Origin of the sequence: Paraburkholderia sp. BL9I2N2 (assembly GCF_004339745.1) — a bacterium.
Taxonomy (GTDB): domain Bacteria; phylum Pseudomonadota; class Gammaproteobacteria; order Burkholderiales; family Burkholderiaceae; genus Paraburkholderia.
Genome location: NZ_SMGP01000001.1, coordinates 498,654 through 523,218, shown reverse-complemented (window position 1 = coordinate 523,218; position 24,565 = coordinate 498,654). Strand labels below are relative to the sequence as shown.

At 63.2% G+C, this 24,565-nt stretch carries 20 protein-coding genes and 1 other RNA gene; 12 read left to right on the top strand and 9 right to left on the bottom strand.

The features are described 5' to 3' along the window. Positions 1-26: 26 nt before the first annotated feature. From serC to gyrA, 3 genes are all read right to left on the bottom strand, one after another. Positions 27-1,109 (bottom strand): 3-phosphoserine/phosphohydroxythreonine transaminase, encoded by a 1,083-nt coding sequence (serC, locus tag B0G74_RS02415; RefSeq protein ID WP_132373504.1) that lies wholly within the window; start codon positions 1,107-1,109, stop codon positions 27-29. 296 nt (positions 1,110-1,405) lie between these two features. Continuing rightward, positions 1,406-2,008, bottom strand: a complete 603-nt coding sequence (locus B0G74_RS02410; RefSeq protein ID WP_011489486.1) for a DUF2059 domain-containing protein — start codon at positions 2,006-2,008, stop codon at positions 1,406-1,408. 123 nt (positions 2,009-2,131) lie between these two features. Then, entirely contained in the window at positions 2,132-4,768 is a 2,637-nt protein-coding gene (gyrA, locus tag B0G74_RS02405; RefSeq protein WP_132373503.1) for a DNA gyrase subunit A, read from the bottom strand. 486 nt (positions 4,769-5,254) lie between these two features. Between gyrA and ompA the strand changes: the two genes are divergently transcribed. The 5 genes from ompA (at position 5,255) to B0G74_RS02380 (ending at position 8,651) form a co-directional block, all read left to right on the top strand. After that, on the top strand, positions 5,255-5,902 hold the full coding sequence (gene ompA, locus B0G74_RS02400; protein WP_028200089.1) for an outer membrane protein OmpA: 648 nt from the start codon (positions 5,255-5,257) through the stop codon (positions 5,900-5,902). A gap of 191 nt (positions 5,903-6,093) precedes the next feature. Beyond that, the gene (gene ubiG, locus B0G74_RS02395; protein ID WP_132373502.1) at positions 6,094-6,792 is read left to right on the top strand and encodes a bifunctional 2-polyprenyl-6-hydroxyphenol methylase/3-demethylubiquinol 3-O-methyltransferase UbiG; all 699 of its coding nucleotides are present in this window, start codon (positions 6,094-6,096) and stop codon (positions 6,790-6,792) included. Positions 6,793-6,823: 31 nt separating this feature from the next. Next, a complete protein-coding gene (gene gph, locus B0G74_RS02390) occupies positions 6,824-7,537 on the top strand; it encodes a phosphoglycolate phosphatase (RefSeq protein ID WP_132373501.1) in 714 nt (237 codons plus the stop codon). Positions 7,538-7,646: 109 nt separating this feature from the next. After that, positions 7,647-8,016: a transfer-messenger RNA gene (gene ssrA / locus B0G74_RS02385) on the top strand. A gap of 275 nt (positions 8,017-8,291) precedes the next feature. Then, positions 8,292-8,651 (top strand): hypothetical protein, encoded by a 360-nt coding sequence (locus tag B0G74_RS02380; RefSeq protein WP_132373500.1) that lies wholly within the window; start codon positions 8,292-8,294, stop codon positions 8,649-8,651. A 101-nt stretch (positions 8,652-8,752) separates the two neighbouring features. Here B0G74_RS02380 and B0G74_RS02375 read toward each other — a convergent pair whose 3' ends face one another. Together B0G74_RS02375 and B0G74_RS02370 are read right to left on the bottom strand one after the other, a co-directional pair. Then, a complete protein-coding gene (locus tag B0G74_RS02375) occupies positions 8,753-9,019 on the bottom strand; it encodes a hypothetical protein (protein ID WP_132373499.1) in 267 nt (88 codons plus the stop codon). 108 nt (positions 9,020-9,127) lie between these two features. Beyond that, on the bottom strand, positions 9,128-10,207 hold the full coding sequence (locus B0G74_RS02370) for a substrate-binding domain-containing protein (RefSeq protein ID WP_132373498.1): 1,080 nt from the start codon (positions 10,205-10,207) through the stop codon (positions 9,128-9,130). Positions 10,208-10,341: 134 nt separating this feature from the next. Here B0G74_RS02370 and B0G74_RS02365 point away from each other — a divergent pair, with 134 nt between their 5' ends. The 4 genes from B0G74_RS02365 to B0G74_RS02350 are packed head-to-tail and all read left to right on the top strand — an operon-like array spanning position 10,342 to position 15,607. Further along, positions 10,342-10,827, top strand: a complete 486-nt coding sequence (locus tag B0G74_RS02365; RefSeq protein ID WP_132373497.1) for an NAD(P)H-dependent oxidoreductase subunit E — start codon at positions 10,342-10,344, stop codon at positions 10,825-10,827. Further along, on the top strand, positions 10,824-12,386 hold the full coding sequence (locus B0G74_RS02360; RefSeq protein ID WP_132373496.1) for a formate dehydrogenase beta subunit: 1,563 nt from the start codon (positions 10,824-10,826) through the stop codon (positions 12,384-12,386). The genes B0G74_RS02365 and B0G74_RS02360 overlap by 4 nt, the downstream gene beginning before the upstream one ends. Positions 12,387-12,401: 15 nt before the next feature. Continuing rightward, on the top strand, positions 12,402-15,347 hold the full coding sequence (gene fdhF / locus B0G74_RS02355) for a formate dehydrogenase subunit alpha (protein ID WP_132373495.1): 2,946 nt from the start codon (positions 12,402-12,404) through the stop codon (positions 15,345-15,347). An 8-nt stretch (positions 15,348-15,355) separates the two neighbouring features. Next, positions 15,356-15,607, top strand: a complete 252-nt coding sequence (locus tag B0G74_RS02350) for a formate dehydrogenase subunit delta (protein WP_132373494.1) — start codon at positions 15,356-15,358, stop codon at positions 15,605-15,607. Positions 15,608-15,656: 49 nt separating this feature from the next. On the opposite strand, the gene B0G74_RS02345 is transcribed toward B0G74_RS02350, so the two are convergent. The 3 genes from B0G74_RS02345 to B0G74_RS02335 all read right to left on the bottom strand — a co-directional run bounded on the left by B0G74_RS02345 (position 15,657) and on the right by B0G74_RS02335 (position 18,925). Beyond that, positions 15,657-17,381: an FAD-dependent monooxygenase gene (locus tag B0G74_RS02345; RefSeq protein WP_132373493.1), complete on the bottom strand. Its 1,725-nt coding sequence runs from the start codon at positions 17,379-17,381 to the stop codon at positions 15,657-15,659. A gap of 147 nt (positions 17,382-17,528) precedes the next feature. Next, positions 17,529-18,527, bottom strand: a complete 999-nt coding sequence (locus tag B0G74_RS02340; RefSeq protein WP_243658097.1) for a cation diffusion facilitator family transporter — start codon at positions 18,525-18,527, stop codon at positions 17,529-17,531. After that, positions 18,524-18,925, bottom strand: coding sequence for a metalloregulator ArsR/SmtB family transcription factor (locus B0G74_RS02335; protein WP_207915610.1), 402 nt, complete (start codon positions 18,923-18,925; stop codon positions 18,524-18,526). Before B0G74_RS02335 ends, B0G74_RS02340 begins: the two co-directional genes overlap by 4 nt. A 104-nt stretch (positions 18,926-19,029) precedes the next feature. Here B0G74_RS02335 and B0G74_RS02330 point away from each other — a divergent pair, with 104 nt between their 5' ends. Continuing rightward, on the top strand, positions 19,030-20,877 hold the full coding sequence (locus B0G74_RS02330) for a tetratricopeptide repeat protein (protein WP_132373492.1): 1,848 nt from the start codon (positions 19,030-19,032) through the stop codon (positions 20,875-20,877). A gap of 119 nt (positions 20,878-20,996) precedes the next feature. On the opposite strand, the gene B0G74_RS02325 is transcribed toward B0G74_RS02330, so the two are convergent. Next, complete coding sequence (locus tag B0G74_RS02325) at positions 20,997-22,298, bottom strand: MFS transporter (protein WP_132373491.1); 1,302 nt, start codon at positions 22,296-22,298, stop codon at positions 20,997-20,999. 302 nt (positions 22,299-22,600) lie between these two features. On the opposite strand from B0G74_RS02325, the gene B0G74_RS02320 reads away from it, so the two are divergent. Both B0G74_RS02320 and B0G74_RS02315 read left to right on the top strand, forming a co-directional pair. After that, positions 22,601-23,125 (top strand): GNAT family N-acetyltransferase, encoded by a 525-nt coding sequence (locus tag B0G74_RS02320; RefSeq protein ID WP_132373490.1) that lies wholly within the window; start codon positions 22,601-22,603, stop codon positions 23,123-23,125. A 304-nt stretch (positions 23,126-23,429) separates the two neighbouring features. Further along, positions 23,430-24,542 (top strand): hypothetical protein, encoded by a 1,113-nt coding sequence (locus B0G74_RS02315; protein ID WP_132373489.1) that lies wholly within the window; start codon positions 23,430-23,432, stop codon positions 24,540-24,542. The last annotated feature ends 23 nt before the right edge of the window (positions 24,543-24,565 follow it).

Below are 24,565 nucleotides of genomic sequence, written 5' to 3'. Positions count from 1 at the left end.
TGCGCGCGCCTGCAAGCCAATGTGGCTCAGGCACCGCGCTGTTCGAATTCCTTCATGTATTCGACAAGCGCTTTGACGCCCTCGAGCGGGACGGCGTTATAAATCGACGCCCGCATGCCGCCGACGGACTTGTGGCCCTTTAGCTGCACCATTCCCCGCGCTTTCGCGCCGGCCAGGAAATCTTCGTTGCGCGACTCGTCGGCGAGGAAGAACGGTACGTTCATCCGCGAGCGCGAGCCACGTTCGACCTTGTTCAGATAGAAGCTGCTCGAGTCGATCGCGTCGTACAGCAACTTCGACTTCTCGAGATTGCGCGCTTCCATCGCGGCAAGGCCGCCCTGCTTCTTCAACCACTTGAACACCAACCCGGCGATGTAGATCGCATAAGTGGGCGGCGTGTTGTACATCGAATTGTTCTCGGCGACGGTCTTCCATTCGAACGCCGACGGGCAAATCGACTGCGCGCGATCCAGCATGTCTTCGCGCACGACCACCACCGTCACGCCGGCCATGCCGATATTCTTCTGCGCGCCACCAAACAGCACGCCGTATTTGGCGATGTCCATGGGACGCGACAGGATGTGCGACGAGGCGTCGGCCACCAGCGGAATATCGCCGAGATCGGGAATCTCGAACGTCTCGACGCCGTGGATCGTCTCGTTCGTGCACAGATGCACGTAAGCCGGGTCGTCAGACAGTTGCCATTCGGAGCGCGCCGGCGCGCGGGTGAAGCCGTCGGCCGTCTGGCCGCTCGCCGCCAGATGCACGGTGCCGTACTTCTGTGCTTCCTTGAACGACTTCTGCGACCAGGAACCCGTCACCACGAAATCCGCGCGAGGCTTCGCGCCCATCAGATTCATCGGCACGATCGCGTTCTCGCCGAGACCACCGCCCTGCAGGAACAGGATGCGATGGCTGGCGGGCACCTCGAGCAAGTCGCGCAGATCGACGAGCGCTTCCTCGTGGATCGACATGAACTCTTTCCCGCGATGGCTCATTTCCATCACGCTCATGCCGCTGCCCTGCCAGTCGAGCATTTCGTCGGCGGCTTGACGCAGCACTTCTTCGGGCATGGCCGCGGGGCCGGCGGAGAAATTAAAGACGCGCATCGTGAGATCCTGGAAGCAGGCGCAAAAAAGGAAAATCGCGCAAAGATCGGCGAAGTTGGCAGCCGGGCGAACAACCACCGTGACGCTGACAACCCGATTTTGCCGACGCGATGTTCTGACGCGGGTTTCGGACCATTTCGCGCCGAAAAAGAAAATGGCCGTTTGCGCGTGTGCGCAAACGGCCATTATCGCATTGTCACCGCCAAGCCGCCAAACCCGGCGCGCCATCAGCCTACGAGGCGGGCCTGCCGGACGGTAGCTGGCGCGATGTCAGCGCAGCCTGTCGACCTTGGCTTTTACTTAGCCGGCTTGACCGAGGCGACTTCCTTGTCAGCCTGGTCACGCGTTGCCTTGATCGATTGCGGCATGTACTTTTGCATCAAGCCGTTCACGACGTCGCGGCCAACCTGGTCTTGCACCTGGATGAACTTGCGGCCGGTCGGGCTCTTGTAGAACGTCGTCAGATCCTTGATTTCCGACGTGCTGTAGTACTTCGCGTAAGCGTCGTACTGAGCTTGCATGGCGTCCTGACGGAAACTGTCCGTTGCGAACACCTGGCCTGCGCCGTCAACCAGCTTCGGCACTGCGTTCTTTTGCAGCGTCGGGACGGAAGCCTGCTTCTGCTTGTCCGTCATCGTCTTGTTTTCGCTCAGCGCGTCCGACAGGATTGCCGGAACCAGCTGCTTGGCTTGCATCTGGGCGCTGTTGCCGATCGCGCCGACGAGCTTCTGCGCGTCGATTGCGTCCAACAGGTCCTTGATTGCAGCCTGCTTGGCCGGATCAACCGGTGCCGCGGCAGCAGCCGGAGCCGCCGGAGCCTGGCTTTGAAGCGCTTGAGCCATGGCAAAGGTCGGCACGAGGGCAGCCAGCAACATCAGTTGTTTGAATCGTTTTTGCATCATTACTCCCTAATAGAAATGAACTTGAGCAGCAAGCCGCGCGGGACACGTATCGGCCCGACACGCCATTATTCCCGGCGCAGCTTTCAACTAATCACTGAGACTGTAAGACGCTGACGCAAATCAGGCCGCACCGCCCTCTTCGCCACCGTTGTCACCTTCTGCGGGACCTTCGGCGTCGCCTTCAGCATCAGCTTCTGCTTCCGCCTCAGCAACCTGTTGCAGACCTGAAAGCTTGGTCCCTTCGTCAAGGCTGATGAGTGTAACACCTTGGGTTGCGCGTCCCATTTCACGGATTTCCGACACCCGCGTACGGATCAGCACGCCAGTATTGGTGATCAGCATGATCTGCGCTTCCTGATCCACCAGCGTGGCGGCGACGACCTTGCCGTTACGTTCCGACGTCTGGATCGCGATCATGCCCTTCGTACCGCGACCGTGACGGGTGTACTCGGTGATCGGCGTGCGCTTGCCAAAACCGTTCTCGGTTGCGGTGAGCACCGACTCCTGCTCGTCGCCGGCCACTAGCAGCGCGATCACGTTTTGCCCGTCTTCGAGCTGCATGCCGCGCACACCGCGCGCTTCACGGCCCATCGGACGCACGTCGTTCTCGTCGAAGCGAACCGCCTTGCCCGAATCCGAGAACAGCATGACGTCGTGCTGGCCATCAGTAATGGCGGCGCCGATCAGGTAGTCGCCCTCATCCAGACCGACCGCAATAATACCCTTGCGCAACACACGGCCAAAGGCTTCCAGCGGCGTCTTTTTTACGGTTCCTAACGCGGTGCCCATAAAAACGAATTTGTCAGCCGAAAATTCCTTCACCGGCAAGACAACCGTAATCTTCTCGCCGTCCTGAAGCGGGAAGATATTCACGATCGGACGGCCGCGCGAGTTCCGCGAACCTTGCGGCACTTCGTAAACCTTCACGCTGTAGACGCGACCGCGATTCGAGAAGCACAGAATGTGATCGTGCGTGTTCGCGATGAACAGCGTGTCGATCCAGTCGTCTTCCTTCATTGCCGTGGCCTGCTTGCCGCGGCCACCCCGCTTCTGCGCACTATATTCGGACAGCGGCTGCGATTTCACGTAGCCGGCGTGCGACATGGTCACGACCATCTCTTGCGGCGTGATCAGATCTTCGGTGTTCAGTTCGGTAGCGTTCAGCTCGATCTTCGAGCGGCGCGCGTCGCCGAATTCGGCTTTGATCGAGGTCAGTTCGCCGACGATGATCGCCGTAATGCGTTCCGGCCGAGCCAGAATGTCCAGCAGGTCGGCGATTTGCGCCATGACTTCGCGGTACTCGCCGATGATCTTGTCCTGCTCCAGACCAGTCAGTCGCTGCAGACGCATCTGCAGAATTTCCTGAGTCTGGGTGTCGGACAGACGGTAGAGGCCGTCAGTCTGCATACCGAACGACGGATTCAGCCCGTCAGGACGGTAGGCTTCACGGCCACCCGCCGAGGCGTTTTCCGTCTCGGCGCGCGCCAACATTTCGCGCACCAGAGACGAATCCCACGGACGCGCCATCAATTCCTGCTTGGCGATCGGCGGAGTCGGCGCGGCTTTGATGATCGCGATGAACTCGTCGATGTTGGCGAGCGCAACCGCCAGACCTTCGAGCACGTGGCCGCGTTCGCGCGCCTTGCGCAGTTCGTATACAGTGCGCCGCGTCAGCACTTCCCGGCGATGCGACAGGAAGCACGACAGCATTTCCTTCAGGTTCAGCAGCTTCGGCTGGCCGTCGACCAGCGCGACCATGTTCATGCCGAAGGTGTCCTGAAGCTGGGTCGCCTTATACAGATTGTTGAGAACGACTTCCGGCACTTCGCCGCGCTTGAGCTCGATCACGACGCGCATGCCGCTCTTGTCGGACTCGTCGCGGATATCGGAAATGCCTTCGAGCTTCTTCTCGTTGACCAGTTCGGCGATGCGCTCCAGAAGTGAGCGCTTGTTCACCTGGTATGGCAATTCGTCGACGATGATCGCCATGCGCTGGCCGCGGTCGATTTCCTCGAAGTGCGTGAGCGCGCGCATCACCACGCGGCCACGGCCGGTGCGATAGCCGTCGCGCACGCCGGCCACGCCGTAGATGATGCCGGCGGTCGGGAAGTCGGGCGCCGGAATGATCTCGATCAGTTCGTCGATCGTGGCTTCCGGGTTCTTGAGCAGATGCTGGCAGGCGTCGACAACCTCGTTGAGGTTGTGCGGCGGAATGTTGGTCGCCATGCCGACCGCGATGCCGGACGAGCCATTGATCAGCAGATTGGGAATGCGCGCCGGCAGGATGGCCGGTTCGTTTTCACTGCCGTCGTAGTTCGGCGTGAAGTCGACCGTTTCCTTGTCGATGTCGGCCAGCAGTTCGTGGCCGATCTTCGCCATGCGGATTTCGGTGTACCGCATTGCCGCGGCATTGTCGCCGTCGACCGAGCCGAAGTTGCCCTGACCGTCCACCAGCATGTAGCGCAGCGAAAAGTCTTGCGCCATCCGGACGATGGTGTCGTAAACAGCCGTGTCGCCGTGCGGGTGGTACTTACCGATGACGTCGCCGACAATACGCGCCGACTTCTTGTACGCCCGGTTCCAGTCGTTGTTCAGTTCGTGCATCGCGTACAGCACGCGCCGGTGCACCGGCTTCAGGCCATCGCGAACATCGGGAAGCGCACGCCCTACGATCACGCTCATCGCGTAATCGAGATACGAACGGCGCATTTCCTCCTCTAGGGAGATTGGCAGAGTCTCTTTGGCGAATTGATCCATTATCCGTATCTTTTACGTGCCAAGACGACGGCTTAACTTCACTTCGCCGCGCCTTCGCGTAAGCATTGCAGGCGCAACGCATCACGCGATTCTAACATGCCGCGAATCCGCTCCCGACCAACCTACGTATACCTATTAGTGGAACGCACGCGAAGCGTTCCTGGGCGCCCATTTTTGAGCCGGGTCAGGCTCGATTCGTGCGTGGGGCAATTCGCCGCTCAGCCATGACTGGCGGAGCCTCCAGGGAATTGCTTTTGTTGCGCATGCACCACAATTGGAGGGCGATTCGATCGGGGGCAGATTTTTTTATCGTTGGAAGGGAACGATATGGCAAAATGCCAACGCACAAAGAGTTAGACACTGCTCGAAGTCTACACAGCACGTTTTTTGTTCTACACCGATGTTATACTTCGAGCAATGTATGACTTGTCTTCGTCAACAGGCTCGCAGTAAACCTGCGGTAATCTCAATTTCGAGAGGAGAAATATGAATAAACTTTCAAAGCTCGCGTTCATTGCAGCTACCGCGGTTATGGCTGCATCCGCCATGGCACAGTCGGTGCCGGCGTCGCGACAAGCTACGAACGACAACTGGGTGAATGGTACCGGCGAATACGTGTGGATGAACGGCACGAACGAGCTGTGCTGGCGCGATGCGTTCTGGACGCCGGCAACGGCCAACGCAAAGTGCGATGGCGCTCTGGTTGCTCAAGCTCCGACTCCGCCGGCTCCGGTCGCACCTGCACCGGCTATTACGAGCCAGAAGATTACGTATCAAGCTGACGCACTGTTCGACTTTGACAAGGCAATCCTGAAGCCGGCTGGCAAGGAAAAGCTGGACGATCTGGCATCGAAGATCGGCGCGCTGAACCTTGAAGTCGTCGTCGCAACGGGTTACACGGACCGTATCGGTTCGGACAAGTACAACGACCGTCTGTCGCTGCGCCGTGCTCAAGCTGTGAAGGCATACCTCGTCAGCAAGGGCATCGAATCCAACCGTATCTATACGGAAGGCAAGGGCAAGCGCAACCCGGTCACGACCGGTTGCAACCAGAAGAACCACAAGCAACTCATCGCCTGCCTCGCACCGGATCGTCGCGTGGAAGTCGAAGTTGTCGGTACTTCGAAGCAGTAAGCAACAAATTACCGCAGTATCAAAGCCCCGCTTCGGCGGGGCTTTTTTTATGTCCGACCACGGTGCGATGCCGCGCGGCTCCACCAGCCGGACCTCGAGCGGGGGCATTTTGCCGCTCCGTCCCTCGACCTATATACTCAGGGTTTATCCTCGAGCGCCCGCTCACCGCTCTCTTCGAGGCAGCTTCCGTCATGACCAACGCCGATCCCCACGAACTGCAGAAATTTAGCGACCTTGCGCATCGTTGGTGGGACCCGAACGCCGAATTCAAGCCGTTACACGAGCTCAATCCGATTCGCCTGAACTGGATCGACACGCACGCGCATCTCGCGGGCAAGACCGTGCTGGATATCGGCTGCGGTGGCGGCATTCTGTCCGAGTCGATGGCTAGCCTGGGTGCGCACGTGAAGGGCATTGACTTGTCGACCCAGGCTTTGGGCGTAGCCGATCTTCACAGCCTTGAAAGTGGTGTAACAGTCGATTACGAAGAAATCGCCGCCGAGGCGCTCGCTGCCCGCGAGCCGGGTACGTACGACGTCGTGACCTGCATGGAAATGCTGGAGCACGTGCCGCGGCCTGCCGCCATAGTCGAGGCGTGCAAGACGCTGGTGAAACCCGGCGGCTGGGTGTTCTTTTCCACGCTGAACCGCAACGTGAAGTCGTACCTGTTCGCCGTGATCGGCGCCGAATACATCGCGCGAATGCTGCCCAAGGGCACGCACGACTACGCGCGCTTCATTCGCCCATCGGAATTGGCGAGCTTCGTGCGCGCCGCCGAATTGCGCACGGCCGATATCAAAGGCATCGTCTATAACCCGCTCAGCAAGCATTTCACGCTGTCCGCCGACACGAGCGTGAACTACATGCTCGCCTGCCGACGCGACGTCTGATCCGCCCCGACCTGCCGGACCTATCGAATCAATGAGCGATCCCACGCCCCTGCCCCAACGCGAAGACAACGAAGACGCACTCGGTCTTTGCCAAGCCGTCCTGTTCGACCTCGACGGCACGCTAGCCGACACGGCGCCCGACCTCGCGGCCGCCGTCAACAAGATGCGCCACGATCGCGGGCTGGAGATGGTGCCGCTCGAAGATCTGCGCCCGCTTGCGTCCGCGGGCGCGCGCGGGCTGATCGGCGGTGCGTTCGGGATCGGCCCCGATAGTCACGAGTTCGCGTCGATGCGCGAGGAGTTCCTCGCCAACTATGAAGCGGACCTGTGCATCGAGACCACGCTGTTCCCCGGCATTCAGGAAATACTCGACGAACTCGACGCACGCGGCGTGCGCTGGGGCATCGTCACGAACAAGGTTGCGCGGCTTACCGAGCCGCTGGTCGCGCAACTCGGCCTCGAAGAGCGCGCCGGTTGTGTCGTGAGCGGCGACACGACGCCGCATTCCAAACCGCATCCGGCGCCGTTGCTGCACGCCGCGCGCGAGCTGGACGTGGTGCCGGAGCGCATCGTCTACGTCGGCGACGATCTGCGCGACGTGCAGGCGGGTTTCGCCGCCGGCATGAAGACGGTCGCGGCGGCGTACGGCTACTGCGGCAACGATATTCCGCCGACCCAATGGCACGCGCAACACGTCGTCCAATCGCCGGCTGAATTGCACAGGCTGCTGCGCGACCTCGGCTGAAACGCAGGCGGCGGGCAAAAGCAAAGCCAGCGGCGCCGATCAGTCAGGACGTGGCCGTCAATCTATTGTAAAATCAACGCTTGGCTCAGAAACTTGAGCAACGAACCGCGGGGGCGACCTGGTTTCGACAGGGGTTGCGAAGCGGCTAGGGCATGTCGAGGACCCGTCACCTCGTTAATCAATGGGAAAAACGTAACTGCAAACGACGATACGTTCGCACTGGCAGCCTAAGGGCCGCCGTCCTCTGCCTAGTTCACTGACGGGCTAGTGTCGCAAGACCGGTAGCAATACCGACAGAGGTCATATACGTCAGTTAAGCCTTGGCGGTGTCACGACGTCCGGGTCGAAAACCTAGTGAATCGCCGTAGTGCAGCGTGTTCGTCCGCGTCGCTACGGTTAAATCAAATGACAGAACTAAACATGTAGAACTGGTCGTAGAGTGCTTCTGGACGCGGGTTCGATTCCCGCCGCCTCCACCAGAACACGTTTCACGCTGCACCATCAAGTCTCACCGGAAACCCGTAAGCGGCCTGCTGCTTGCGGGTTTTTTCTTATTCCCCGCGTCCTTCCCGCTGCGCTCTTTCCCGCACTATCCTTTTCTTATCTCACCCCCGGGCTGTTCCCTGACGGACCCTAATCCGATCGCCTCGCGAAGCAGTGATTGGAATAAAGGCATCCGCTCAGTCGTTTGACCCTCACGCGCACGCACGCTGTGCCTCGCGTGAGACCAACACTAAAACCAGGAGCCGACATCATGCGCAAGACTCTCTTCTGCCTCGCCCTCCTCGCACTGCAACAAAGCGCTTTCGCCGAAGCACCGAAAATCGTCGACGGGCGCTTCGTCACTGCGGACGGCATGACGCTCTATACGTTCGACAAGGACACCACACCCGGCGTGAGCGCCTGCACCGGCGGCTGCATGAACTATTGGCCCGCGGCCACGGCTAGTGCGTCGGACAAACCGTCCGGCGACTGGACCTTGATCAATGGCGCCGACGGCAAGCAGCAATGGGCGTACAAGGGCCACCCGCTGTATCGCTACGCAGCGGACAAGCAGGCGGGAGACATGAAGGGAGAAGGCTTCAAGGACATGTGGCATACGGCCAAGCCTTAAGCGCCACGCGCAAGGCAACAACGCCAAGCTGAACCTGAGAGCCAAAAGGAAGACGCCGGCAGAACGCCGGCGTCGCACCCACAACGGACCCGTGCGTCCGCTTATTCGTCTTTAGGGCACTGCAGATTGCAGCCATTCGGATCGCCCATATCGCCTCGCTTGCGCATGGCCGATTTTTTGCCGGTCTGGTATTTGTCCGTGGGCGCCGACGCCGCAAACGGCATTTGCGGATGCTCGGCAAGACGGAACTGATCTTGCAGAATGCCGCCCGGAACACCCGGCGAATTCTGTGCGAAAGCAACTGACGCGGTGGCGAGGAGCACACCAGCGGTCGCAACGGCAGCACATGCGTGAAGAATGACTTTCATATCGATCGGCGCGACGTAACGCGCGGTTAAGGCGGAAGCGGAAGCTTAGAGAGTATCCCAAACGGACGCCATACGCAGCGCCAAACACAGCCTGATGTTTACCGCGGCTTACGCCACCGCTTCGCCCAAGCCCTCCTCCAGATCGACCACCTTGCCACAGTCCTGCGGATCATAGCCTTCGAGCTGATCGACGTTATGGCGAAACGCGCTGCCGCGTAGCAATTCGAGCACCGTCGCGAGCGGCGCACGTTCGAGGCGCGCGCGGTCGCAGGCAAAGTAATAGTCTTCGTCGACGACCGGAATGAAGTCGAGACCGAAGTGATGCGCCGCGGGCTCCACGCCGAAACCCACATCCGCCATGCCGCTCGCGACGAACGCCGCAATCGCCGAATGCGTGAGTTCGGCCGACGCATATCCATTGACCCGATCTGGATCGACTCCGACTTTCCGTAGCGCGAGATCGAGCAACATGCGCGTGCCGGAGCCCGGCTGTCGATTCACGAAGCGGATATCGTCGCGCGCGAGATCGCCGAGGCCGGCGATTCCCTTCGGATTGCCCTTGCCGAGAAAGAGTCCTTGCTTGCGTCGCGTGAGATGCACGAGCAGGTGACGCTGCGGATCGAGCCAGCGCCGATACGCATCCGCGCACGCCGCGCGGAACTCGCCGAGCGGCAAATGGAAGCCGGCCAGATCGCATTCGCCGCGCGCGAGCGCGCTGACGGCGTCCGCGCTGTCGCGATACTTGATGTCGACCGGCAGGTCGTTGGCGACCAACGCCGTCACGAGCGCGGCCACCGCATAGCCGTGCGACGCGAAGATGCGCACGTCGTCGGCGGGCGGTGCCAGCCAGCGGTTCAGATCGCTCGCCACTTCGCTGGCGAGTGCCTGCATGTTGCCGTCGAGCCGCTCGCCGCACAGACGCTGCGCACGCAATACCGCTTGCCCGAGTTCGGAGAGCACCGAGCCGCGGCCACGCTCCTTCGCGATCAGCGGACCGCCCAAACGCTCTTCGATGCTGCGCAGTAAACCCCACGCGTGACGGTAGGACAAACCCTTAAGCGTCGCCGCCTGCGCGATGCTGCCGGATTCATCCACCAGCGCGAGCAGCGGCACCACGTCCGACAGGCTTGCCTCTCGGCCGTCCGGACCCTTCACCACCAGCTGTGCCTGACACTCGATTCTGATCATATATGTTGAACTCTTTCCTATTGCATCGGCTGAATCGCCCGCCTATTGTTCGGCTATCCCATACTGAATAAACGAAGCATAAGTGCACGCATTATGAATAACAAGTGCATATATGACTTTGGAGGAGCCCCCACTTGGACGATTCCATCGCCATCGCGCCGGATCAACTCGTACAGCGTCACGCGCAGCCGGGCGTGTCGTTGCTAGCGGTCTTGCACGCGATTCAGGACGAAGTCGGTTACGTGCCGCCCGCCGCGGTCGCACCGCTAGCGCGTGCCATGAACCTGTCGCGCGCGGAAGTGCACGGCGTCATCACCTACTACCACCACTTCCGCACGCAACCGGCCGCGCCCGTCACGGTGCAACTGTGCCGCGCGGAAGCCTGCCGCAGCATGGGCACCGAAGCACTCGCGCAGCATATCGAGGCGCACACCGGCTGCCGCTTCGACGGCGAACACCAGCACGGCGCGACAGTCGAACTAGAATCGGTGTATTGCCTCGGCCAATGTGCGCTGTCGCCGGCGCTGATGCTCAACGGCACCTTGCACGCCCGAGTCACGCCGCAAAAGTTCGACGCGATCTTCGCGGCCGCCAGCAAGTGCGTGGAGGTGACGGCATGACGCGCATCTACGTTCCCCGTGATTCGTCGGCTTTGGCGCTCGGCGCTGACGCGCTCGCTCAGGCGATCGAAGCCGAAGCCGCGCGCCGCGGCCTTGAAGTCGAACTGGTTCGCAACGGTTCGCGCGGCCTGCTGTGGCTCGAACCGCTCGTCGAAGTGCAAACGCCTGAAGGCCGCATCGGCTACGCGAACATCGAAGCCGGCGACGTCGCCGCGTTGTTCGACGCCGGCTTCGCCGAAGGCGGCGCGCATGCACGGCGCGTCGGCGTGGTCGACGACATTCCGTATCTGAAGAAGCAGCAGCGCCTGACCTTCGCGCGCATCGGCATCACGGATCCGCTTTCCATCGACGATTACGTCGCCCACGGCGGCCTCGAAGGCTTGCGCAAGGCTTTGCAAACCGACGGCGACGCCGCCTGTGAAGCCTTGATCGAATCCGGCCTGCGCGGACGTGGCGGCGCGGCCTTCCCGGCCGGCATCAAATGGCGCACGGTGCGCGGCGCCAAGGCGGCGCAGAAATACATCGTCTGCAACGCGGACGAAGGCGATTCCGGCACCTTCTCCGATCGTCTCGTGATGGAAAGCGATCCGTACGTGCTGATCGAAGGGATGATCATCGCGGGCATCGTAACGGGCGCGACGGTCGGCCATATCTACGTGCGCAGCGAGTATCCGCATTCGATCGCAACGCTCGAAGCGGCGATCGCGAAAGCACGCGCCGCCGGCTGGCTCGGCGACAGCGTGCTCTCGACAACGCATCGCTTCGAACTGTTCGTCGCCAAAGGCGCCGGCGCCTATGTGTGCGGCGAGGAAACGGCGCTGCTCGAATCGCTCGAAGGCAAGCGCGGCATCGTGCGCGCCAAGCCGCCAGTGCCGGCGCTCGTCGGCCTGTACGGCCAGCCGACCGTGATCAATAACGTCATCACGCTCGCCACGGTGCCGATCATCTTCGCGCGCGGCGCGGCGTTCTACAAAGACTTCGGCATGGGCCGCTCGCGCGGCACGCTGCCGTTCCAGCTCGCGGGCAATGTGAAGCAAGGCGGCCTGGTCGAACTCGCGTTCGGCGTCACGCTGCGCGAATTGCTCTACGACTACGGCGGCGGCACGGCGAGCGGCCGGCCGGCGCGCGCGGTGCAAGTGGGCGGCCCGCTCGGCACGTATCTGCCGGAAAGCCAGTGGGACATCCCGATGGACTACGAGGCGTACGCGGCAGTCGGCGCGGTGGTAGGCCACGGCGGCCTCGTCGTGCATGACGACACCTCGAATCTCGCCGAACTCGCGCAGTACGCCATGCACTTTTGCGCGCTCGAATCGTGCGGCAAATGCACGCCGTGCCGGATCGGCTCGACGCGCGGCGTCGAAGTGATCGGCCGGATTCGCAACGGCGATACGTCCATACGCCAGGTGCAGTTGCTGCGTGATCTGTGCGACACGATGGTGTCCGGTTCGCTCTGCGCGATGGGCGGCATGACGCCGTTCCCGGTGCTGTCCGCGCTCGATCATTTCCCCGAAGACTTCGGTCTCGCCAACGTGTCTCATCACGCGCCGAAAGCGGCCTGACCCAGGAGCCAAAACATGTCCGACCTGCTCAACTCCCCTGCCGGCGGCTGCGGCTCAGGCAACTGCGCATGCAAGTCGCAGGCGCAGCAGCGCGCCACCCGATCCTTTTTCGACGACACCGATTTCGGCACGCCCGCGCGGCATGCCGATGTCGACGTCACGCTGGAAATCGACGGCCAATCCGTGACTGTTCCTGCCGGCACCTCGGTGATGCGCGCCGCCGTCGAAGCGGGCGTCAACGTGCCGAAGCTTTGCGCGACCGATTCGCTGGAACCGTTCGGCTCGTGCCGTTTGTGTCTGGTGGAAATCGAAGGCAAGCGCGGCTATCCCGCCTCGTGCACGACGCCGGTCGAAGCCGGCATGAAGGTCCGCACGCAAACGGATCGTCTGCAGTCGCTGCGCCGCAATGTGATGGAGTTGTACATCTCCGATCACCCGCTCGACTGTCTCACCTGCCCCGCCAATGGCGACTGCGAACTGCAGGACATGGCGGGCGTCACGGGCTTGCGCGAAGTGCGCTACGGCTTTGACGGCGCGAATCACCTGAAGGACAAGAAAGACGAGTCGAACCCGTACTTCACCTATGACCCGTCGAAGTGCATCGTCTGCAATCGCTGCGTGCGCGCGTGCGAAGAAACGCAAGGCACCTTCGCGCTGACTATCGCCGGGCGCGGTTTCGAATCGCGCGTGGCGGCCAGCGAAAACGTGCCGTTCATGGAATCGGAATGCGTGTCGTGCGGCGCGTGTGTGGCCGCGTGCCCGACCGCGACCTTGCAGGAAAAGACCGTCATCATGCTCGGCCAGGCCGAGCATTCGGTCGTCACAACGTGCGCGTATTGCGGTGTCGGCTGCTCGTTCAAGGCGGAGATGAAGGGCAACGAGGTCGTGCGCATGGTGCCGCACAAGAACGGCCAGGCCAATGAAGGCCACGCCTGCGTGAAGGGCCGCTTTGCCTGGGGCTACGCGACGCACAAGGACCGCATCACCAAGCCGATGATCCGCGCGAAGATCACCGATCCGTGGCGCGAAGTCAGCTGGGAAGAAGCGCTCACGTATGCGGCGTCGGAATTCCGCCGCATTCAGGCGAAACACGGCCGCGATTCGATCGGCGGCATCACGTCGTCGCGTTGCACGAACGAAGAAACGTATCTGGTGCAAAAGCTCGTGCGCGCCGCGTTCGGCAACAACAACGTCGACACCTGCGCGCGTGTTTGCCACTCGCCGACCGGCTATGGATTGAAGACCACGCTCGGCGAATCGGCGGGCACGCAGACATTCGCCTCTGTCGATAAAGCCGACGTGATCATGGTGATCGGCGCGAATCCGACCGACGGCCACCCGGTGTTCGGCTCGCGCCTGAAGCGCCGCGTGCGTGAAGGCGCGAAGCTGATCGTCGTGGATCCGCGCCGCATCGATATCGTCGACACGCCGCACGTGAAGGCCTCGCATCATCTGCAATTGCTGCCCGGCACCAACGTGGCCGTCGTGAACGCGCTGGCGCATGTGATCGTCACGGAAGGCCTCGTCAACGAAGCGTTCGTCGCCGAGCGCTGCGAAACCCGCGCGTTCGAGCAATGGCGCGATTTCGTCGCGCTGCCCGAGAACGCGCCGGAGGCGACCGAAGCAGTGACAGGCGTGCCGGCTCAATTCGTGCGCGAAGCCGCCCGCATCTATGCGACCGGCGGCAACGCCGCAATCTACTACGGTCTCGGCGTCACCGAACACGCGCAAGGCTCGACGATGGTGATGGGCATCGCCAACCTCGCGATGGCGACGGGCAACATCGGCCGCGAAGGCGTGGGCGTGAATCCGCTGCGCGGCCAGAACAACGTGCAGGGTTCGTGCGACATGGGCTCGTTCCCGCACGAACTGCCGGGCTATCGCCACATCAGCGACACGGTCACGCGCACGCTGTTCGAAGAAGCCTGGAATGTCACGCTGCAACCGGAGCCGGGCCTGCGCATTCCGAACATGTTCGACGCCGCCGTGCATGGCACCTTCAAGGGTCTGTACTGCCAGGGCGAAGACATCGTGCAGTCGGATCCGAATACGCATCACGTGTCGGCCGCGCTGTCGTCGATGGAATGCATCGTGGTGCAGGACATTTTCCTGAACGAGACCGCCAAGTATGCGCACGTGCTGCTGCCCGGTTCGTCGTTCCTCGAAAAGGACGGCACGTTCACCAACGCGGAGCGCCGCATCTCGCGCGTGCGCAAGGTCATGCCGCCGGTGCCGGGTTACGCCGACTGGGAAGTCACGGTGCTGCTCGCGCGCGCGCTCGGCTATGAAATGGACTACACGCATCCGTCGCAGATCATGGACGAGATCGCGCGTCTCACGCCGACCTTCCACGGCGTCTCGTACAAGAAGCTCGACGAGCTGGGCAGCATCCAGTGGCCGTGCAACGAAGAGGCGCCGGACGGCACGCCGACCATGCACATCGACACGTTCGTGCGCGGCAAGGGCAAGTTCGTGATTACGAAGTTCATCGCGACGCCCGAGAAAGTCACGCGCAAATTCCCGATGCTGCTCACCACGGGCCGCATCCTGTCGCAATACAACGTGGGCGCGCAAACGCGCCGCACCGAGAATTCGCGCTGGCACGACGAAGACCGGCTGGAAATTCATCCGCACGATGCCGAAGAGCGCGGCATCAAGACCGACGACTGGGTCGGCATCGAATCGCGCGCGGGGCAAACCGTGTTGCGCGCGAAGGTGACCGAGCGCATGCAGCCGGGCGTCGTCTATACGACGTTCCACTTCCCCGAATCGGGCGCGAACGTGATCACCACCGATAGCTCGGATTGGGCGACCAACTGTCCGGAGTACAAGGTGACCGCGGTGCAGGTGATGCCGGTCGAACAGCCGTCGCAATGGCAGAAAGACTATTCGCGTTTCAACACCGAACAGCTCGATCTGCTGAAGCAGCGCGAGTTGGCCAACGCGACATCGGGCAAGTGAGGTCAGGCATGGACAATCAGAACCTGATCGACATGGCCAACCGGATCGGCGATTTTTTCGATTCGATGCCCGACCGCGAGGAAGCGCTCGCCGGCATTGCCGACCATATCCGCCGTTTCTGGGAGCCACGCATGCGGCGCGCGTTGCTGGCGGCGCTCGATGAGCCGGATGCGAGCGGCATTGAGATGTCGGGCATCGTCGAGGCAGCGCTCATCAAACATCGCGAGCAGCTGACGCCGGCCGCGCCTACGACGGTGTGAGCGGGGCAGCGCTCACGCACTTGCGCAATCGATACTCAGGCGGCCCACGTCACAGGGCCGCCTGCTCCGGTATCTCGCCACTCACCGTGAACCAGGCTTCGCAATGCCGCAACAGGCCGTGCAGATCGGAGCCGGTGCGTCCGCGCGCGCTGATATATCCGTCGGGCCGCACCAGATAGAACGACGGCCGCGTGCGGCCATACGATTCGGAGAGCGCCGGGCCGCCATCGCCGGTGGTATCCGTGATGCGCCAGATGCGCACCGCTCCCGGCAGCAATCGCTCGACTTCCGCCGCCACGCGTTCCATTTCCGCGTCCGGCGGCGGCGCATGCTTCGCCGCGGGATCGAGCGGCTTTTCGTCGACAGGCAGCGGCGGCACTAGCAGGAATAGCGAGAAGAACGCCGGATCGTGCAGATCGAAAATGCAGCCGACGCCGGGCGCGCGGCCAAGCGGTCCGTCCACCACATGCACCAGCGCATCGGGCGCGCGTTCGCCGGCACGCGGTCCGCCGTCGAGCACACGTTCGAGCGTCAGCGGACTGCGCCGGTACTGGATCGACAGTTCGCTGATAGTGGCGCGTGCGGCGTCGCGCAGCGGACCCAGCGCGGCGAGCACCGGCATCACGCGTTCGCGCAGCAGCTTGAGCGGTCCGTGATCGGCCTCGGCCATATGCGTGATGAAGCCGGTCTGCCGCAGCACGTCACGTTCGATCGGATGACGTTCAAGGTAATAGGTATCGAGTAGGCGATCGGGCGCCGCGCTCCTCAAGACCCGCGCCAGCTTCCAGCCGAGGTTGAACGCTTCCTGAATGCCGGTGTTCATACCTTGTGCGCCGGCCGGGCTGTGCACGTGCGCGGCGTCGCCCGCAAGAAAAATTCGGCCGACACGCAACCGGTCCACCATGCGGCTATTCACATGGAAATACGAGGACCACGCCAGATCCGACACGTCGACCCGCTCGCGCACGCGCCTCGCGATCAGCGCCTTGCACTCCTCGAGCGACGGCGCCGGCACCTTGTTCAACGGCGGTTCGCCCAGCACGGCGGGCGTCGCGGACGGCGCGACGGCGGCAGGCTCGACGGCATGATCCGCGATCAGACGATGCCGGCCGTGGCCCATCGGAAACAGCGCCACCAGTCCTTCGCCTGACGCGAAGATGTGAAACTCGTCTTCGGGCCAATCGGTTTCGGCGTGCAGATCGGCGAGCAGGAAAGTCTGCTCGAAGGTCTTGCCTTCGAAGCTCAGACCCAGCCGGTGACGGATCGCGCTGTGCGCGCCGTCGGCGGCGATCATGTACGACGGACGCATCGTCTCCGTGTGGCCGTCCGCGCGGCGCAACGTCGCCTGAATGCTGGCGGAGCCTTGCGCGAACATTGTCAGCTCGACACCGCGCTCGACCGTTACGCCGAGCGTCGCGAGGTGTTCCGTCAGCAACCGCTCCGTCACGGACTGATCGAGAAACAGCAGATACGGATAGCGCGTGTGAAGCGGATCGAAATCGAGTTGCGCGAGACGCATGCCGTTCGAAAACAGATTGGCGATGCGCGCGCGATGGCCGAGTTCGAGAAACGGTTCGACCAGCCGATGCTGCTCGAGCAACTCGAGCGTGCGCGCCTGGATGCCGATGGCCCGCGAATACGGGTTCGGTTGCATGGCTTTGTCGATCAGACGCACGGGGATGTGGGCACGCGCCAGACTCATCGCCGCGGCGAGCCCCGTGGGCCCCGCCCCGACGATCAGCACCGGCGACACATCGTTTGCGGCAGCGTCCATGCGGAACTCCGGAAACAACAATGCGTTCTAGTGTACGCCCGCAGGAAGTCGCCTTGGAACGCCGCCAGCAACGGGCTGACGATGCGCTGCATCAATCACGCGATTGGCCTGGGCTCGCTGTGAACTTGCTGTGCGTGCCAGTTTGCCTCAATGCGCGTGCGGCGCACGATCCATTGCGCACCGGTGCTGCGTGGTGCCAAGGTCGACTTGCAGCGTCGCGTGCTGCATCGAAAAGCGTTCGCGCAGCATGACGACGATGCCGTCGAGCGACTCGTCGCCGGGGTGGCCGGCCGGCATCACCAGATGCGCGCTGAGCGCATTGCCGGTGGTCGACAGGGCCCATACGTGCAGATCATGCACATCGACGACGCCGGGCTGCCCCGCCAGATAGTCGCGGATGCTTTGCAGATCGACGCCGGGGGGCACGGCGTCGAGCGCGAGGCGCACCGAATCGCGTAACAGCCCCCACGTGCCGACCACCACGACCGCCACCACCAGCAGGCTCATGACCGGGTCGAGCCACGTCCAGTTGGTATAGAGAATCACGAGGCCGCTCACCGCGACCGCTGCCGAGATGCCGGCATCCGCCGCCATATGCAGGAATGCGCCGCGAATGTTCAGGTCTTCCTTCTGCCCGCGCATGAAAAGCCACGCGGAAATCCCATTGACCACCACGCCGACCGTCGCGACGACGAACACCGCGAGCCCCGCCACCGGCGCCGGATTCATCAGCCGCCCGATGGCTTCGGCGACGATCACGCCGCATGCGAACAGCAACAGCCCAGCATTGACGAGCGAGGCGAGGATCGACGAACTGCCATAACCGAACGTGTAGCGCGCCGACGGACGACGCGTGGCGAGCCAGGCGGCGCCCCAGGCGAGCAGCAGGCCGAGGACGTCGGAGAGATTGTGGCCGGCGTCGGCGAGCAGCGCGGTGGAATGGGCAAGTACGCCGTAGACGGCTTGGGCCACCACGATGGCGATGTTCAACACGACGGCGAGCGCGAACGCGCGGCCGTGGCCCGCGACAGGGGCATGAGCGTGGTGGTGGCCGGCGTGACCGTGACTATGACTGTGGGTGTGACCGTGAGTATGTTCATGGCCGACGTGGCCATGTGCTTCGTGGTCGTGCTCGTTTTTCTTCATGACGCGTCCAGAGATTCATCGCCGGCCGGTTCGGCCACGTGTTCGAGCATGCCCGCCAGCATCGCGCTGATATGGCGGTCGGCGGCGAGGTAGAAAACCTGCTTGCCCTGCCGCTCCGCGCGCACGATTCGCGCCGCGCGAAGCAGCCGCAAATGATGGCTCACCAGCGACGGCGACAAACCCAGTGCCTGGGCAATCGCCCCGACAGCGCGCCGCTCGTCCAGGCACGCCAGCACGATGCGTAGGCGCGTCGGGTCGCCGAGCAGGCGAAACAGGTCGGCCAGCGGCACGATCGTGTCGACCGAACGATCGTCAAAGCTGGCAAACGAAGTGGTGGAAGTGGCGGACGCGAGTGAAGAAGCCATGACAGGTGGCGTTGCGGAAGTACATATGAACATGTATTCATATGTTATAGATATTGAGACAACCGGTCAAATCGGAGTGCGGTCCGGCGAGTGTGGGAAAATGCGGCCTCTGCCTCACCCGAATGCCATCCCCCGTCATGCAACCTGTATTTGACCGCGCTTTCGCGGCGCATCGTGACGGCCGCCTCGACGACGCCGAACGCGGCTACCGCGCGACGCTCGACGGCAATCCCGCGCACGTCGATGCGTTGCACCTGCTGGGCGTCCTGCGCCACCAGCAGGGCCAGCACGCCGAAGCCGCCGAGCTCGTGCGGCGCGCGGTGAACCTGCGCCCGGAAGACGCCGCGCTGCAACTGAACCTGGGCAACGCGCTGAAGGCGCTGGGCCAGATCGACGGCGCCATCGAACAGTTCCGCAATGCGCTGACGCTCGCGCCATCGTTTCCGATGGCGCACTACAACCTGGGCAACGCATACGCCGCCGCGGGCCGTCATGAAGACGCCGCCGACGCGTTCGAAAAGTCGTTGCGCCTGCAACCGAACGACGCTTCGTCGCATAACAACCTCGGCAACGCGCTGCACGCGCTCGGACGCCACACGGAAGCCATCGCCGCGTTCCGGCGCACGCTCGAATTGCGTCCCGGTCATGCCGGCGCGCTCAATAACATGGGCATGTCGCTGAACGCGCTCGGTCGCGCGGAAGAGGCGGTGCCGTGTTTCGAGACGGCGTTGGCGGCCGAGCCGCGCTTCGTCGCCGCGCACTTCAATCTTGCCAACACGTTCGACGCCACCGGCCGCCATGCCGACGCGGTCGCATCGTTCAGGGCGGCGCTGGCCTTGCAGCCGAACCTGCCGCCGGCCATCTTCGGCATGGGTAACGCGCTTGCGGCAATGGGACGCCACGCCGAGGCGCTGCCGTATCTCGAACGCGCCGTCGGTCTCGATCCGCAATTCGCGCTCGCGTGGCTGAGTCTGGGCACCGCGCACCAGGCGCTGGGTGCGCATAGCCCGGCCGTGCGCGCCTTCGATCAGGCGCTGCGTCTGCGCCCCGAGCTCGCCTCCGCGCACCTGAACCGCGCGCTTGCGTGGCTCGCGTTGCGCGACTTCCCACGCGGGCTGCCGGAGTACGAATGGCGTCTGCAAACCATGGCACAGCCGGTGATCCAGACGCTGCCGCGCTGGCACGGCGAGCCGATCGCGCAACGTACGCTGCTGGTCCATGCCGAACAAGGTTTCGGCGACACGCTGCAATTCGTGCGCTTCGTCCCCCTCGTCGCGCAGCGCGCGGCGCGCGTCGTGCTCGAAGTGCAGCCGCAGCTGCTGCCCTTGCTGACCCCTGCCGCGCAAGCCTGGCGCGTGACGCTGATCGCCCAGGGCGCGCCGCGCCCCGCCGCCGATCTGCAATGCCCGCTGCTGAGCCTGCCGCTCGCGCTCGGCACGACCTTCGACACCATTCCGGAGCGCACGCCCTACCTCAGCGTGCCGAGCGCCTATGGCCGCAAATGGCGCGGCTCGCTCGGCGGCCAGGCGAAGCGCAAGATCGGCATTGCGTGGTCAGGACGCATCCAGCAAAACGAAACGCGTTCGATGCCGCTCGCCGCGCTCGATCCGCTGTTCGCACTCGAAGGCATCGACTGGATCGTGCTGCAGCCCGCCTTGAGCGCCGACGAACGCGCGGCGCTCGACGCGCATCCGCGCGCGGCGTCGATTCATCGCTTCGACAAGCGGATCGGCGACTTCGCGGACACGGCGGCGATCATCGAACGGCTCGATGCGGTGGTGTCGATCGATACGTCCATCGCGCACCTGGCCGGCGCGCTGCGCAAGCCGCTCTGGCTGATGCTGCCGTTCGCCGCGGACTGGCGCTGGTTTGCCGGCGAGACACGCAGCCCGTGGTATCCGGGCGCGTCGCTGGTGCGTCAACCGCAACCCGGCGCGTGGGGCGACGTCGTCGAGGCCGTGGCGAACGAATTGCGCAACGGTTAGCGCAAACGCCGCCCGGCGCAATCAGCGGTCACCCCGCCGCCGTGCCAAAAAACAAAAACCCCGCGTTCGTGAGAACGCGGGGTTTTTTACTTGCCCGGCCGAATCGTGAACGGTGAAGCTCAGGCCGTCCGATATTGATTGCGCGACTCCGGCGTGCGATACAGCACCAACGTCGCGATCAACCCGCAAATCGCCGCCACGCCGAGGAACAGACCCGGCGCCGCCTTGTTGCCGGTAGTGTGAATCAACAGCGTCGAGATGGCCGGCGTGAAACCGCCGATCGTCGTGGCGAGGCTGTAGGCGAGCGAGAAACCGGCGGTCCGCACTTCGACCGGCATGACTTCGGTCAGCGCCACGACCATCCCGCCGTTGTAGCTGCCGTACAGGAACGACAGCCACAGTTCGACCTCCAGCAGACGCGCGAACGACGGGTCCGCCACCAGCCACTGCAGCGCCGGATACGCGGTGATGATGGTCAGAATCGTGAACGCCAGCAGCACCGGACGCCGTCCGATACGGTCGGACAGCGCGCCCGCGAGCGGCAGCCAGATCAGATTCGACAGGCCGATACAGACCGTGACGACGAGCGTATCGATCGACGACAGCTTCAGCACTTCCTTGCCGAAGGTCGGCGTGTACGCCGTGATCATGTAGAACGACACGGTGGTCATGATCACCATGCCCATGCCGCCCAGCACGATGCCCCAGTTGGCGGCCATCGTCTTCATGATCTCGCCCATCTTCGGATGATGCTTGCGCGCCTTGAATTCCTCGGTTTCCTGCAGCGAACGGCGGATCAGGAACAGGAACGGCACGATCAGGCAGCCGATCAGAAACGGCACGCGCCAGCCCCACGCGGTCATCTGGTCAGCCGGCAACAGCTTGTTCAGGAACACACCGATCAGCGCGGCGAACACCACGGCAACCTGCTGGCTGCCCGACTGCCAGGCGCAGTAGAAGCCCTTGTTGCCCTTGGTGGCGATCTCCGACAGATACACCGACACGCCGCCCAGTTCGACCCCGGCGGAGAAACCTTGCAACAGCCGGCCGCCCAGAACGAGCACTGGCGCGAGCAAGCCGATCGTCGCGTAACCTGGAATCGACGCGACCGTGAGCGTGCCGAGCGCCATCAAACCGAGGGTGAGGATCAGGCCTTTGCGCCGGCCGTGATGATCGATGTATGCGCCGAGCACGATCGCACCGAGCGGCCGCATCAGGAAGCCCGCGCCGAACACCGACAGCGATAGCATCAACGAGGCGAATTCGTTGCCGCTCGGAAAGTAGGTCTTGGCGATCGCCGAAGCGTAATAGCCGTAGACCATGAAGTCGTACATCTCAAGAAAGTTACCGCTGACAACGCGGAATACTGTCTTGACCTTGGATTCTTGGGATGAGGAAGTGGCGTGTGACGCAGTAGACATGACATTCTCTGATGGGCCTGTCGCCACGAAAGAACCGGTGGCGGGCAGGCAGTTGAAACGATCCACTGGGTTCGGCAAAGCGGATGCCTCGGGCGGATAGAACAGCGCGCCCGGGGGCGCTGCATTTTCATGCTGAACGCATTCTCACGGTATCAGGGTAAACGTTGTGAATCATGCGGCGCCCGCTCCACGTAATGTTACCGTTGAAGCCGCTGTCGCGTAATGCATACAGTTTCCTTACACGTGTCGCCGGTCGTCGCGCTAACATTTGCAGTCAGGCATTTCCGCAGATCACTACCCCGATGCGAACCACCCCCGCTCTTTCGCTGCGCCCCGCAACTCTCGCGGATGCCGCGCTCATTGCTTCGATCCACAGCACCAGTTGGCAGGCCACCTATCGCAGCCTGTTGCCCGACGCGTTTCTCGACGGCCAGGTCACGCGCGAGCGCGCAGCCTATTGGGAAGCGCGCCTGAGCGCGCCCGGCGGCGAACGCCGCATCGTCCTGATCGCCGAACTCGCGGGCGAGCCGACGGGTTTTGTTTGTGTCGAACGTCAACCGGAATCCGCGTGGGGCGTGCTGCTCGATAACCTGCACACGCTGCCGGACTATCAGGGCATCGGCGTCGGCAAGCTGCTGATGCATGCCGCCGAGGACTGGGCTCGCGCGCAGGGCGAGACGCAACTCTATCTGTATGTGCTCGAAGGGAATACGCCGGCGATCGGCTTCTATGAACGGCAAGGCTGGCAGTTCGTCGGCGCCGAACCGGATCATATGGGCGGCGTGGATATTACAGCGTTGCGCTACGTTTACAGGCTCGATCGATAGGACAAGCGTGGCCCGGTTGAGCGTCGTCCGGGTTTAACTTAAACGCGGACGAATCGGCGGATTTCTTCGGAAATTTCCAGTCAGTAAGTCTGCCGCATCGAAGTATCATCCTTCGCACCCCTACGGCTTCACAGTGACACGCCCATGCGTCCGTGTGCTCGTCCAGAGCGCAATGCTGCGGTTCGGCGTCGACGTACGGCGTGCATGTCTGGTATTCCAACGCGCATCGCACCGAGGCCCGAGTCCCCCGCAGATCCCGGGACCGCCGATCGGCGGCCCCTTTAAGAGGCGCTGGAAAAGACCGATGTCCACCATTCCTTTCACCCCGATCCAAGGCTACCTGGCCATGCCGCGCTCGCGTCCGCTCGGTCATGTGCCGGCGTCCTTCGGCCGGGACTGGGCACTGCTTCCGCCTGGCTACAGTTTGCGGGCGGAACTCAAGGCACTCTACGCCGCCATGCTGCGCACGTTCTGCATGAGCGATCAGGCCATTCGCTCGCTTTGCCGATGGTCGCCGTCGGACGAGCGGCGCGCAACTGCGGCGCCGGCTCCGGTGCTTGAAAAGCCATTCGACGCCGCCGCGCAAATGGCTGCGTCCGCTGCGGCCGTCCCGCCGTTTCCGCTGCATGCGTATGCGACGGCGGCGCGCGGGCCCGGCCATCATTGGAGTGCGTTGGCGGGCGGCGCATGCGTGCTCGGCGGCGCTGCGATGCTGGGATGGATCGGGTTCGATCATCTGATGCATCGTGACACGGCCACTCTTGTGGATTTCGCGGGCAAGGTCCCGGACAAACGCGACTCGCAGCCGGCGAAATTTCAGCCACCGGCGGCAGTTACCGCTCGCGCAGTGGATAGCGCTGCGGCAGGCACGTCTGCGGCAGTCGCGGCATCAATGGCGGCACTCCCGAGCGCGGCTCCTCGGTTCGTGGCCGCGTCCAATCCTGCGGCGGCGACGGTGCCGATACCTGCGTCGACTTCGGTGCCCGCATTGCGCTTCGCTCCGGCGCATGGCTTCGCTGACAAAGCCGTCTCACATCGCCGTAAGCTCATTCGCGAGAAGAGCGGCAGGCAACACGGCGCAATCCCCCCGCGCACCGCGCGGTTCGCCGCCGCAAACCAAACGTCGCACGCAGCGGCAATTGCTGATGACATCGCACGCGGCGCGCTCCCGAAAGTCGCGGCAAACGTGTCGCCGAAGCCGTCGGCTGCCGGAGCCTATTCACCCCTCGCTCCGGCTCGGCTCGGTGTCGACGAATACGCGGGGGTAACGATGTCCGCTGCGACACACGTCCGCGATACGGCGCCGGTGCCGCGCACCGGCTCGTCAATCCATGCGTCCGGCACCAGCGGGACCGAATGGATGAACCATCTTTCACAGCGACGCGTGACCGACGTTCCGGATCAATTCGCAAAATAGGCACGACACGATCGCACAGGTGG